The sequence below is a fragment of the Amycolatopsis sp. NPDC051758 genome (genome assembly GCF_044453095.1).
Classification (GTDB): Bacteria; Actinomycetota; Actinomycetes; order Mycobacteriales; family Pseudonocardiaceae; genus Amycolatopsis.
The window spans coordinates 226,734-239,476 of sequence record NZ_JBITCJ010000006.1; the positions used below are offsets into that span (position 1 = coordinate 226,734).

Sequence of the window (12,743 nt, forward strand, 5' to 3'; positions counted from 1 at the left end):
CGTGACCACCACGGACATTCCGAGAACGGCCCGGGTACGCGAAGCCGTCGACCGCCGCTTCGGCTTCCTCGACACCCTCGGCGACCAGATCCTGTTCTTCCTCCGCGCCATCGCGTGGACGCCGCGAGCACTGCGCCGCTACATGCGCGAGGTCGTCCGCCTGCTGGCCGAGGTCAGCTTCGGCAGCGGTGCGCTGGCCGTCATCGGCGGCACGATCGGCGTGATGATCGGGATGACCGTCGCCACCGGCACGGTCGTCGGCCTGCAGGGTTACTCCGCGCTCAACCAGGTCGGGACGTCGGCGTTCGCCGGGTTCGTCTCCGCCTACTTCAACACCCGCGAGATCGCGCCGCTGGTGAGCGGCCTCGCGCTGAGCGCCACCGTCGGCTGCGGGTTCACCGCGCAGCTCGGCGCGATGCGGATCTCCGAAGAGATCGACGCACTCGAGGTCATGGGCATCCCGAGCGTCCCCTACCTGGTGACCACCCGGGTGATCGCCGGCTTCCTCGCCGTCATCCCGCTCTACGCGATCGGCCTGCTGTCGAGCTACCTCGCCTCACGCCAGATCACCGTGTGGTTCTTCGGCCAGTCCGCGGGCACCTACGACCACTACTTCCTGCTGTTCCTGCCACCCGGCGACGTCCTGTGGTCGTTCGGGAAGGTCCTCGTGTTCAGCGTCGTCGTCGTGCTCGCACACTGCTACTACGGCTTCCGCGCGAGCGGCGGCCCGGCCGGCGTCGGTGTTGCGGTGGGCCGCGCGGTGCGCACCGCGATCGTCGCGATCAGCATCATCGACTTCTTCCTGAGCCTGGCGATCTGGGGCGCGACGACCACCGTGCAGGTGGCCGGATGAGAAGGGAAACCCGCCGCAAGGCCGGGGTCCGCACCGCCGGGGTGCTGTTCCTGGTCGTGCTGGGCGTGCTCGTGACGCTCTCGATCAAGATCTACGACAAGGACTTCGTCAGCACGGTCCCGGTGACGCTCAAGGCGAGCCGGATCGGAAACCAGCTCTCGGCGGGCGGCCAGGTCAAGGCCCGCGGGGTGCTCGTCGGCGAGATCCGCGACGTCCGGGCGACCCCGCAGGGTGCCGAGATAGCGCTTGCCCTGGAGCCGGACAAGGTGGACATGCTGCCGCGCAACGTCTCCGCGCTGCTCGTGCCGAAGACGCTGTTCGGCGAGCGCTACGTCCAGCTGTCCATTCCGGACGGTGCGAAGGACTCCCACCTGGTTGCGGGCGACACGATCGAACAGGACCGGTCGGCCAACGCGATCGAACTGGAACGCGTCTTCGACAACCTGCTGCCGCTGCTCAAGGCCGTCCAGCCTCAGAAGCTCGCGACAACGCTGACCGCGGTTTCGACGGCGTTGGAGGGCCGCGGCGAGCAGATCGGCCAGACCCTCTCCACCGCGGCCGACTACCTGAAGGACTTCAACCCGCAGCTGCCGACCTTCACCAAGGACGTCCAGGACCTCGCTTCGGTTTCTCGGCTGTACGGTGACATCGCGCCCGATCTGCTGGACGCGCTCACCGACTCGGCGGTCACGCTGAACACGGTGCACGACAAGAGCAGCGACCTCGCGACGGTGTACCAGCAGGTGACGGACTCCGCGGGTGAGGTCGAGAAGTTCTTGAGCCGCAACAAGAACAACATCATCGCCCTGTCGGCCGACAGCCGCACCGCCCTCGAGGTCGCGGCCGAGTACTCCCCCAGCTTCCCGTGCACCCTCAAGGCGATGGACGCCCTGCGCGAGCCGGTCGACAAGGCGCTCGGCAAGGGCACGAACCAGCCCGGCATGCACGCCGCCATCACCGTCACCCAGGCCCGCGGCAAGTACGTGCCCGGCAAGGACGACCCGATCGCCCCGGCGAGCGGCGGCGGCCCGCGGTGTTACCCCAGCGGCGTCGCGCCGACGACCGGCACCGCCGCCGTGGCGCCGGGCGCGCCCCAGCACCCGCTGCTGGTCGGCCCGCGTGACGACCTCGGCGTCGCGAACTCGCCGCAGGAACGCGAGCTGCTCGCCACCGTGCTCGCGCCGCAGCTGGGCGTGCCCACGAAGGACGTCGCGGACTGGAGCAGCGTGCTGGTCGGCGCGCTCTACCGCGGCACGGAGGTGACGCTCAAGTGAGGAAGTTCGCCGCCCCGCTGATCAAGAGCCTGATCTTCATCCTGGTCACCACCGCCGCGACCGTGCTGCTGGCGATCTCCATCGCCAACACCGGGGTCGGCCGGACCGACCTCTACGGCGCCACGTTCACCGACGCGACCTCGCTGAACGTCGGGGACGACGTCCGGATCTCCGGAGTCCGCGTCGGGCAGGTCGAGGAGCTCGAGATCGCCGACCACAGCCTCGCCCACATCCGGTTCTCCCTCGACGAAGGCCGGCAGCTGCCCGCCGACGTCGGCGCGGTCATCAAGTACCGCAACATGGTCGGCCAGCGCTACATCGCGCTCGAACGCGGCGCCGGCGGCCGGGGCACGCTCCCGATCGGCGGCGAGATCCCGCTGAACCGCACCACGCCGGCGCTCGACCTGACCGACCTGTTCAACGGCTTCAAGCCGCTGTTCCAGGCGCTCTCCCCCACCGACGTCAACCAGCTCTCCGGCGAGATCGTGCAGGTGCTGCAGGGTGAGGGCGGCACGGTCGAGGAGCTGCTCGCGCACACCGGCTCGCTGACCTCGACGCTCGCGAGCCGCGACCAGCTCATCGGCGACGTGATCACCAACCTCAACCACGTGCTCGGCACGGTGAACAGCAAGGGAACCGCGCTGACGACGTTGATTTCGACGCTGCGGGAGCTCGTTTCCGGCCTGGCCTCGGACCGGGCCGTCATCGGTGACGCGATCGGCGGCCTCGGTGACCTGTCCACGGCCACCGCGGGCCTGCTCGGCGACGTCCGGACTCCCTTGAAGGACAGCATCACCGGACTCGACCGCGTCACGAAGAACCTGGCGGACAAGGACACCCTGCCCGGCCTCGAGCAGACGCTGAGCACGCTGCCGGAGAAGCTCAACGGGCTCGGCCGGATCAGCTCCTACGGCTCGTGGATGAACTTCTACCTGTGCAGCTCGACCCTGCAGACCACGCCCCCGCGCGGGACGCCGGTCACGGCGGAGAGGTGCGGCGCGTGAAGTCCTTCAAGGAACGCAATCCGCTCGCCCTCGGTGTCGCCGGGAGCGTTGTCCTGGCCGCGCTGCTGACCGTGACGTTCAACTACGACAACCTGCCGATCGTCGGCGGCGGCACCACCTACCACGCCGAGTTCTCCGAGGCGGCCGGGCTGCAGGCCGACGACGAGGTCCGCGTCGCCGGCATCAAGGTCGGCGAGGTCCGCGACGTCGAGCTGGCCGACGACCACGTGCTCGTCACCTTCCGCGTGAAGGACGCCTGGGTCGGCGACCGGACGTCGGTGGAGATCCGGATCAAGACGTTGCTGGGCCGCAAGTTCCTCGCGCTCAAGCCGACCGGTGACGGCGTGCAGGACCCCGACCAGGCGATCCCGCGCAACCGGACGGTCACGCCGTACGACGTCACCGAGGCGTTCAACGGCCTCGCGAACACCGCCGGCCAGATCGACACCACGCAGCTGGCCGACAGCTTCACCGCGATCAGCGACACGTTCCGGAACGCCCCGGCGCACGTCCGCACCGCGCTGGACGGGCTGTCCGCCCTGTCGAAGACGGTGTCCTCGCGCGACGACCAGCTCGCCGGCCTGCTGGCCAACGCCAAGAAGATCACCACCACACTGGCGAACTCGAACGAGGACTTCGAGCAGCTGCTCTCCGACGGCAACCTGCTGCTGGGCGAGCTCGACCGGCGCCGCCAGGCCATCCACGACCTGCTGACCGGCGCGCAGGCGCTGGCCACCCAGCTCTCCGGCCTGGTCAAGGACAACACCGACGCGCTCAAACCGGCGTTGAGCCAGCTCAACACCGTGACCGACCTGCTGACGCGGCAGAACGACAACCTGGCCAAGAGCCTGGCCGCCGCCGGCCCGTACTTCCGGCTGGCGAACAACGCCCTCGGCAACGGCCGGTGGCTCGACGTCTACCTCTGCGGCCTGCTGCCCGAAAACCGCGACCCGTGTGTGCCGCCGAAGCAGTCGGGAGCCCCGAAGTGAACTCGACCCGCAACCAGGTCCGGCTCAGCCGGTTCGTCGCCGCGGCGGTCGTGACGGCGCTCGTCGTCGTGGCCGCGCTGTGGTGGGTCTTCTCCGGCACCGGGCTCGACCGGGCGACCGTGCTCTTCTCCCGCGCGGTCGGCGTTTACAGCGGCTCCGACGTCCGGCTGCTCGGCGTCCGGATCGGCCAGGTCGAGTCGGTGACCCCGCGCGGCGAGCAGGTCGAGGTGACGCTGACCTACGACGGCTCGGCGCCGGTCGCGGCCGACACCGACGTCGTCGTCATCGCGCCCAGCGTGGTCGCCGACCGGTACGTCCAGTTCTCCAAGCCCGCGCGGGGCGGGCCGCGGCTGGCCGACAACGCCACCATCGGCGTCAACCGCAGCGCGACCCCGGTCGAGCTGGACGAGCTGTACGCCAGCCTCGACTCGCTCACCAAGGCGCTCGGGCCGGACGGCGCGAACAAGAACGGCGCGCTGTCGGACCTGCTGAAGACCGGCGCGCGCAACCTGCAGGGCAACGGGACCGCGTTCAACGACTCCGTCAAGCAGCTCTCGGAGCTGGCGCGGACGCTGGCGGGCAACTCCGGCGACCTGTTCACCACCGTGCGGGAGCTGCAGCAGTTCACCAGCATGCTGGCCGCCAACGACAACCAGGTCAGCCAGGTCAACCAGCAGCTCGCCGCGGTGTCGGGCACGCTGTCGGCCAACCGGGACGAGCTGGCCACGGCACTGCGCTCGCTCGGCGGCGCGCTCGCCGACATCCAGGGGTTCATCAAGGACAACCGCGCGCTGATCAAGTCCAATGTGGACAAACTGGCGGTGACCACGCAGACGCTCGCCGACCAGCGCGCGTCGCTGGCCGAGTACCTCGACACCGCGCCGCTGGCCGCGACCAACCTGATCCAGACGGTCGACCCCGCCACCGGCGCCCTGCAGAGCCGCACCGACCTGCTCGACTACCTGCCGCTGCCGGTGACCGGATCCGTCTACACGAACGAGGCGGGCGGGAAATGAAACCACTGAGACGCGTCACGGCGCTCGCCGCGGGCTGCTGCCTCGTGCTGACAGCCTGCTCCGGCGAGTTCAAGGGTGTCTACGACCTGCCGCTGCCCGGCGGCGCGGACGTCGGTGACCACCCGTACCACGTCACCGTCCAGTTCGCCGACGTCCTCGACCTGGTGCCGCAGGCCGCGGTGAAGGTCGGTGACGTCCCGGTCGGGCGGGTCCAGACCATCCGCCTCGGCGCGGACGGCTGGACCGCCGAGGCCGTCGTCGAGGTCAACGGCGACGTCGTGCTGCCCGCCGACGCCGTCGCGCGGCTGCGGCAGTCCAGCCTGCTCGGTGAGAAGTTCGTCGAACTCGCCGCCCCCGACGGCAATGCACCGCAGCAGACCGCGCGGCTGGCCGACAAAGCCGTGATCCCGGTGTCACGCACCAACCGCAACCCCGAGTTCGAAGAGGTCTTCGGCGCGCTTTCGCTGCTGCTCAACGGCGGCGGCATCGGGCAGCTGCAGACGATCAACCGCGAGCTGAGCAAGGTGATGACCGGGAACGAGACGCAGATCCGCTCGTTCCTGTCCGGGGTCAACACCCTCGCCACCGACCTGGACGCGCACCGCCAGGACATCACCGCGGCCCTGGAAGGGGTCAACCAGCTGGCGACCACGCTCGCCGACCGCGACGCGCAGGTGTCCGGCGCGCTCACCGACCTCACCCCCGGCCTGCGCACGCTGACCGACCAGCGCACCCAGCTCGTGGCCATGCTGCAGTCGCTCGACGACCTCTCCGGCGTCGCCACCGACGTCATCCACAAGAGCAAGGACGACCTGGTGGCCGACCTGACCGCGCTCGCGCCGATCCTGCACCGGCTCGCCGAAGCCGGGGCGTCGCTGCCGAAGGCGCTCGAGATCCTGCCGTCCTTTCCCTACACCGACGCGGTGATCCCGGCGATCAAGGGCGACTACCTCAACCTCTACCTGTCGGTCCTCCCGGCGCCCGGCATGCCGCTGCCGCCGCCCGGCGAAGGTGTCCCGTCCGGTCTGCCGACCCTGCCGCTGCCCAGCGGCGAGGTCACGACGCCGGGAGGACGCTGATGCTGACCACCAGGATCCGGGTCCAGGTCATCGCGTTCGTGGTGATCTCGCTCGTCACGGTCGCGTTCGTCGGCGCCAACTACGCCGGGATCGGCCGGCTGTTCGGCGGCGGCGGCTACACGGTGAAGCTGGAGCTCGCCGAGGGCGGCGGCATCTTCACCAACGGCGAAGTGACCTACCGCGGGGTCGCCGTCGGGCGGATCGGAGAGCTGCGGCTGACGCCGTCCGGGATGGAGGCGGACCTCGTCATCAACGACTCGGCCCCGCCGATCCCGTCGAACGCCCAGGCCGTGGTGGCGAACCGGTCCGCGGTCGGCGAGCAGTACGTCGACCTGCAGCCGCGGTCGAGCGACGGCCCCTACCTGGCCGGCGGCTCGGTCATCCCGCGCGAGAAGACGACACTGCCGATGCCGGTGCAGAACCTGCTCGGCGACCTCGACTCGCTGACGGCGTCGGTGCCGACGGGTGACCTGCGCACGGTCGTCGACGAGCTCGACGACGCGCTGCGCGGCACCGGACCGGACCTGCAGGTGCTGCTGGACACCGCGACTTCGTTCACGAAGGACGCGGCGGCCAACCTGCCGCAGACGACGAAGCTGATCGACGACGGCTCGACCGTGCTGCGGACCCAGCTCGACTCCGCCGCCGAATGGCGCTCGTTCGCCGGCAACGCCAAGCTGTTCGCCGCGCAGCTGTCGAGTTCGGACGGTGACCTGCGGCGGCTGATCGCCACCGCACCGCCGGCCGCGTCCGAGCTGGGCACCCTGCTGAAGGAGACCGACCCGGGGCTGCCGATCCTGCTGGCCAACCTGCTCACCACGGCGCAGGTGATCCAGACCCGCACCGGTTCGCTGGAGCAGCTGCTGGTCGCGACGCCGAAGACGGTCGCGGCGACGTCGACGGCCTTCAACGGCGGCGACGGAAATCTCGGCATGGCGCTGACGTTCTACGACCCGCTGCCCTGCCGCGCCGGGTACGAAAGCACGCAGTACCGGCCGAGCACGGACACCACACCGCTGCCGTTCAACACCGGCGCGTCCTGCACGCTCGAGAAGGGCGACGCGACGTCGGTGCGCGGCTCGCAGAACGCGGCGCACCCGCCGGTGCCGCCCGCCGCGGTGCCCGGCTCCGGGACCCCGCTGACCGTGTCCGCCGGCCAGCCGGATTCTCCGACCCTCGAGGAGATGCTGTGGCTGGGAAAGTGAAGTGGCCGCTGCGGGCCGCGGTCGCCGCCGTGGTCGTCACCGCGGCGTTCGCGGCTTGGGCGGGGATCGGCTGGTACCGCACCGCGCACAGCGAAACGCTGACCTACGGGACCGCCCGCGACGAAGCCTTGTCCAGCGGCCGCGAGCTGGTCGCGCTGCTGTGCACCCTCGACTACCACCAGCTCGACCAGGGGCTCGCGCAGTGGCTCGACGCGTCGACCGGGCCGCTGCACGACCGGCTGGCCCACACCGACGAGGCCACGAAGAAGACCCTCACCCAGGACGCAACGGTGTCCACGGGGAAGGTGCTGGACGCGGCGCTGAGCGAACTCGACGAGCACGCGGGCACCGCCAAGCTGCTGGCCTCGGTGGAGATCACCGCGCTGAAGACGGGCGTCGCGCCGGCGACCAAGCGCAACCGGTTCGCGGCGGGACTGACCCGGACCGAGGGCGGCTGGAAGCTCAGCGCCCTCGACGAGCTGCCGGTGGGGGCGAGATGAGCACCGACGCGCTGCCCGCGACCGAAGAAGAAGCCGAAGTGACGGCCTCCTCCGACGACGTCCCGGCCTCCTCCGACGAGGTGGCTGCCGAGGCCGAGCCGTCGAGGCGCCGGCCGCTCCTGCTGCCGTTGCTGGTCGTCATCTCGGTGCTGCTGGCGGCCGCCGGTGTGGTGTTCACGCTGGCAGCGCGCTCGGCGGCGGACAACCCGGCCGCGGCCAACCACGCGCTCACCGACGTCGGCGCGACCGCCGACGTCACCTCGGCGGTGACGCTGGCGCTCAACCGGATCTTCTCCTACTCGTACGACAAGACTGAGGTCACGGAACAGGCCGCGCGGGACGTCCTGCGTGGCGAAGCACTCACCACCTACGACCGGCTGTTCGCCCAGGTTAAGGAAAAGGCACCGGCCCAGAAACTGGTGCTCACGACGCGGGTGACGTCATCCGCGGTGCAGGAACTCCGCGAAGGGCACGCCCGGCTCCTCGTGTTCCTGGACCAAGCCGCCACCCGCGCCGACAACAATTCCAGCAGTTCCGCGGCCGCCCAGCTTTCGGTGACCGCGGAACGTGAGGGTAATGCCTGGAAGATTACCGGGCTGACCCCCCGCTGACCCGTTTTACAACGCTGCACAATTCGAAGGAGAGTTGGCATGCCTGTTTTGTCGCGCACTCGGAAGAACGGCCGTAAATGGGCACGCGCAGCCGCGGTCACGGCGGTCGCCGGCGTCGCGCTGAGCGTCGTCACCGCCGTGCCCGCGTCGGCCGACGTGATCGAGATCCCGGTGGGGTACACCGTCACCGGCAGCACCGTGATCAAGAAGACCGGCAGCGCGATGGCCCTCGGCCCCGGCAACCTCGACGGCGCCCTGATCATCGACGACCAGACCGGTTCGGTGGGCTTGCGCGCGGACCTGACGCTGCCGACGTCGCAGGCGAACATCTCGCTGGTGTCGGGGCTGTTCAGGATCAAGGCGAAGGTCAAGATCACCCCGACCGGCCCGGCCACCGGCACCATCGCCGACGGCACGCTGACCACGCACGCCCAGGCGAACATGGAGATCTACGACATCTGGGCCGGCCTGATCGTCCCGGTGATCCCGCTGCCGACCGTGCCGGGCAGCTGCAAGGCGAGCAAGCCGCTCGACCTCGACCTGAGCGCCAAGGACGTCGACATCTTCGGCCCGAAGATCACGGTGACCGGCACCTACACCATCCCGGACTTCAAGAACTGCTTCATCGCCGATCTGGCGCTGGGCGCTCTGGTGTCCGGGCCGGGCAACACGATTTCGCTGGACCTGGCGAGCAAGAACGCCGGCTGAGCCGGGGTACGAAAAGAGGGGCGCACCGGCCGGTGCGCCCCTCTTCCCCTACCTGGTCAGCAGGGTGCGGAGGGATCCGCTTTGAGCGCGACGGTGTAGCGATCGCCGGACGAGATGGCCTCGAACGGCCCGCAGAGCGCCGAGCCCGTCGGATCGCCTTCGGAGAAGTCGTTGGATCCCCAGGAGACGTACTCGCCGGTGCTCTTGAGCGCGAAGTTGAACGTCCAGCCCGCGTCGATCGCGACGACGTCCGAGAGCGCCGCTTCGGGGACTTCGGCCTGGTGGTTGTCGTCGCGGCCCCAGGCGATGACCCTGCCGTCCTTGAGCGCGAGACTGTGCTGGTGACCGGCGGAGATCGCGGTGACACCCGACTTCGCGTCCGCGGGGACATCAGCCTGACCGAAGTTGTCGCTGCCCCAGGCGATGACCGCACCGTTCTTCAGCGCCAGGCTGTGGTCACCACCGGCGGAAACGGCGGTGACGCCGGACGTCGCCGCCTGCGGCACGTCCGTGCGCAGGCCCCAGCCGAGCACGCGCCCGCCCGCCTTGAGCGCGAGGTTGTGCATGGCGCTGGTGGAGATGGCGACGACGCCGGACTTCGCGTCGGCGGGCACGTTCGCCTGGCCGTACCAGTTGTTTCCCCAGGCCAGGACGCCGCCGTCCTTGAGCGCGAGCTCGTGCCCCCAGCCGGCGGCGATCGCGCTCACGCCCGACATCGCCGCCTCGGGAACCTCCGTTTGACCGAAGTTGTTGTCCCCCCACACCAGGACCTGGCCGGCCTTGAGGCCCATCGCGTCCATGCCGCCCATGGACACGGCGCTGACCCCGTCGAAGGCCTCCGGGGGCGGACCCAGGATGTAGTTCGAGAACCCCCATTCCACGACGCCGCCGGTGACCGGTGCCTGCGCGGAAGCGGACGCGGCCGACACCACCGGCACCGCGGCCAGGGTGGCGGCGAGCAGCACGGAAGCCCGGCGGGGGGCGGTACGGAAACGGGAGGCCACGGCATCCTCTTTCGCTGAATCGATTCCCGCGGTCGCGGTGCGCGTGGTACCGATACTAACCCGGACAACCGCCGATCGGGACCCCACCGCGGATTTGTCAAAATCGCACCAAGGTCATCGCCCCGCTGCTCCGGCGTTGACAAGAACTCAACCGGCCCGAGATCGTCGGAAACCGACCACGTGACATCCTTGTTGCGCAACCGACTGGCGAGTAACCTCATTTATCACAGCCACCTCGCGAGGATTAGGGCTGCACGAGAAACACCCCGGGGGAATTCGCGAGACCACTTTGGTCCGCGGGGCGCGTGGGCAGCGCCCGCCGAGCCGTCAACTGGATGATCGAAGGAGATTGACAGTCATGACCCGACTCAGGAACTTGTCCCTCAAAGCAGTCACCACCGCCGCGGCCGTGAGCGCGCTCGGCATGGTCTTCACCGGCGTCGCGTCGGCCGACACGGCCTACAACGCGGGCGCCACCTACCGGTGCACGTTCCCCGGCATCCCGCAGCAGGACGTGGGGATCACCGCGTCGCTGACCGGGCCGGACTCGGTCCCCGCCGGCACCACCGTCACGCCGACCAACGTCGGTGGCACCGCGACGATCTCCGCCGCGGTCCACTCGCTGCTGACCGCCGTCGGCTACAACGGTCTCCGCGGCACGGCGACGGTCCCGGTGACCGCCGCGCGCGGCACGGTTTCCGGCCCGGCGAGCGGCCTGAACATCCCGGAAACGATCTACCCGACCGGCGGCCCGATCACGGTGATCATCAGCCAGGTGGCGACCTCGTCGATCCCCACCTACACGGCCCCGGCGACCGCGGGCAGCGACACGCTGTCGCTCGGCACGCCGATCACCGCGGCCCTGCAGTTCCACAAGGCGTCCAACAACACCTGGGCGAACTGGAACATGACCTGCACCCCGAAGGTGACGAGCCCGGCGCAAAACCTCGCGTTCTCGCCGAACTTCGTCATCACGTGATCGCGCTGAACTAGCAGTACCGTAGGGATGGCCGGGGCCCCGGCCATCCCTACGGCTCGTTTCCCGGCGGTACGGACAGGAGCACGGCATGGCCCCACGGCTGACCCGGCGGACGGCGACCCGCGGCGCGATCGCGCTGGTGTGCGCGGTGTCGGTCACCACCGGCGCGTTCACCGGGACCGGTTCCGCCGCGCCCGGAGCCGCCGCCGCGGACGCCGGAGCGGGCGGCCGCGCGGTCACGAAGACGGTCACGACGTCGTGCCCCTTCGCCGACCCCGCCGGGCCGCAGAAGCTCGACGTGAAGACCGCGGCCACGCTCCCAGCCTCGATGACCGTGGGCCGGCCCGCGACGATCGACGGCCTGGCCGTGTCGTTCTCGCTGCCGCGCGCCGCCGCCGAGCAGCTGCTGGGCACGGGTACCACCCTCGAAGGCGGCTTGACCTTCCAGCTGCTGCTGGAGCAGGGGAAGGTCAAGGACACCCTCGCCGTCCCGCTGACCATCCCCGCGACCCCGCTCCCGGCCGAAGGCGACCTGCCGCTGACGGCCAAGGGGAAGCTGCCGGCGTTCTCCCCCTCCGCCGCCGGTGTGCTGCGGATCCGCCTGAGCGCACCGAAACTCGCGCTCGGCCCGACGGGCGCGCCGCCGGACCGGCCCGCCGAACAGGTGGCCTGCACCGCCGACGGCCAGGACCTCGCCTTCGGCTCGATCGCGGTCCTCGCGGCCGCCAAGGCGCCGCCGGGCGGCCCGGCGCCGGAGAAGAAGACCGCACCGGGTCCGCAGTCGCCCGGCCCGCGGAAGCACTCTCTGCTGGACGAAGAGCCGCCCCCGGACGAAAACGTCACCCAGGTGCTGCCGTTGCAGCCCAACCAGGTCGACAACACGAGCAAGATCGCCAAGACCGGCGCCGCCATCCGCAGCAACCCCGCCGCGCTGGTGAACGGCGTCTGGCTGAACATCACGGATCCGAACGGCTTCCCCGTCCGGAGTGAGATCACCGGCGAGCTGTCCTTCACGCCCGTGACGGTGTCGTACCTCGGCTACGGGTTCCTGCCGATCAGCGCGACCGTCGAGTTCCTGCCCGTCGACTACAAGCGCAGCACCATGCTCCACTCGTTCGGGACGCTCGGCGACGGGTTGCTGCGCAACCACCTCGACGTGGTCTCCCGCCTGAGTGACGTCAAGGTGAACGGCGTCCCGCTCGACGCCGGCCCGGACTGCGTGTCGGCGACGCCGATGCCGATCGACATGATCGGCGAGTACGACCCGTTCGGCGGCGGCTTCATCAGCACCGACCCGGAGAACCCCGACCCGAAGTTCCGGGGCTTCACGCTGCCGCCGTTCAAGAACTGCGGCGCCGCGGAGAAGCTGAGCTCGCTGTTCACCGGCCAGAACTCCGGTCCGGGCAACCAGGCTGCCGCCCGGCTGACGATCATCCAGCTGTGCCAGGAGGCGGACCACCGCAACTGCCCGCCCGTGGTGCCGATTCCCGCGGAGGTGTTCCGCCAGAGCCGCTGAGGCGG

13 protein-coding genes are annotated in these 12,743 nt (G+C 70.1%); 12 read left to right on the top strand and 1 reads right to left on the bottom strand.

The genetic code is table 11. The features are described 5' to 3' along the window. Position 1: 1 nt before the first annotated feature. From ACIA5G_RS28355 to ACIA5G_RS28400, 10 genes are read left to right on the top strand one after another with little or no spacing between them, the layout of a single operon-like run. Positions 2-853 carry an MlaE family ABC transporter permease gene (locus tag ACIA5G_RS28355; RefSeq protein WP_395928472.1) on the top strand — a complete coding sequence of 284 codons (852 nt, stop codon included), beginning with the start codon at positions 2-4 and terminating at the stop codon, positions 851-853. Next, positions 850-2,127 carry an MCE family protein gene (locus tag ACIA5G_RS28360; protein ID WP_395928474.1) on the top strand — a complete coding sequence of 426 codons (1,278 nt, stop codon included), beginning with the start codon at positions 850-852 and terminating at the stop codon, positions 2,125-2,127. Before ACIA5G_RS28355 ends, ACIA5G_RS28360 begins: the two co-directional genes overlap by 4 nt. Next, the gene (locus ACIA5G_RS28365) at positions 2,124-3,131 is read left to right on the top strand and encodes an MCE family protein (protein ID WP_395928476.1); all 1,008 of its coding nucleotides are present in this window, start codon (positions 2,124-2,126) and stop codon (positions 3,129-3,131) included. Before ACIA5G_RS28360 ends, ACIA5G_RS28365 begins: the two co-directional genes overlap by 4 nt. Next, the gene (locus ACIA5G_RS28370) at positions 3,128-4,120 is read left to right on the top strand and encodes an MCE family protein (RefSeq protein ID WP_395928478.1); all 993 of its coding nucleotides are present in this window, start codon (positions 3,128-3,130) and stop codon (positions 4,118-4,120) included. Before ACIA5G_RS28365 ends, ACIA5G_RS28370 begins: the two co-directional genes overlap by 4 nt. Continuing rightward, the gene (locus ACIA5G_RS28375; protein WP_395928480.1) at positions 4,117-5,136 is read left to right on the top strand and encodes an MCE family protein; all 1,020 of its coding nucleotides are present in this window, start codon (positions 4,117-4,119) and stop codon (positions 5,134-5,136) included. Before ACIA5G_RS28370 ends, ACIA5G_RS28375 begins: the two co-directional genes overlap by 4 nt. Next, positions 5,133-6,215: an MCE family protein gene (locus ACIA5G_RS28380; RefSeq protein ID WP_395928482.1), complete on the top strand. Its 1,083-nt coding sequence runs from the start codon at positions 5,133-5,135 to the stop codon at positions 6,213-6,215. Before ACIA5G_RS28375 ends, ACIA5G_RS28380 begins: the two co-directional genes overlap by 4 nt. Then, positions 6,215-7,420, top strand: a complete 1,206-nt coding sequence (locus ACIA5G_RS28385) for an MCE family protein (protein ID WP_395928485.1) — start codon at positions 6,215-6,217, stop codon at positions 7,418-7,420. Before ACIA5G_RS28380 ends, ACIA5G_RS28385 begins: the two co-directional genes overlap by 1 nt. After that, on the top strand, positions 7,405-7,920 hold the full coding sequence (locus ACIA5G_RS28390) for a hypothetical protein (protein WP_395928487.1): 516 nt from the start codon (positions 7,405-7,407) through the stop codon (positions 7,918-7,920). Before ACIA5G_RS28385 ends, ACIA5G_RS28390 begins: the two co-directional genes overlap by 16 nt. Then, positions 7,917-8,531 (top strand): hypothetical protein, encoded by a 615-nt coding sequence (locus ACIA5G_RS28395; protein ID WP_395928489.1) that lies wholly within the window; start codon positions 7,917-7,919, stop codon positions 8,529-8,531. Before ACIA5G_RS28390 ends, ACIA5G_RS28395 begins: the two co-directional genes overlap by 4 nt. Before the next feature lie 39 nt (positions 8,532-8,570). After that, positions 8,571-9,239 (top strand): hypothetical protein, encoded by a 669-nt coding sequence (locus ACIA5G_RS28400; RefSeq protein WP_395928491.1) that lies wholly within the window; start codon positions 8,571-8,573, stop codon positions 9,237-9,239. A 56-nt stretch (positions 9,240-9,295) separates the two neighbouring features. Here ACIA5G_RS28400 and ACIA5G_RS28405 read toward each other — a convergent pair whose 3' ends face one another. Next, entirely contained in the window at positions 9,296-10,243 is a 948-nt protein-coding gene (locus tag ACIA5G_RS28405; RefSeq protein ID WP_395928492.1) for an RCC1 domain-containing protein, read from the bottom strand. Positions 10,244-10,601: 358 nt separating this feature from the next. Here ACIA5G_RS28405 and ACIA5G_RS28410 point away from each other — a divergent pair, with 358 nt between their 5' ends. Both ACIA5G_RS28410 and ACIA5G_RS28415 read left to right on the top strand, forming a co-directional pair. After that, positions 10,602-11,222 carry a DUF6801 domain-containing protein gene (locus tag ACIA5G_RS28410; RefSeq protein ID WP_395928494.1) on the top strand — a complete coding sequence of 207 codons (621 nt, stop codon included), beginning with the start codon at positions 10,602-10,604 and terminating at the stop codon, positions 11,220-11,222. Between the two features lie 88 nt (positions 11,223-11,310). Continuing rightward, a complete protein-coding gene (locus ACIA5G_RS28415) occupies positions 11,311-12,738 on the top strand; it encodes a DUF6801 domain-containing protein (RefSeq protein WP_395928496.1) in 1,428 nt (475 codons plus the stop codon). Positions 12,739-12,743 lie beyond the last annotated feature (5 nt).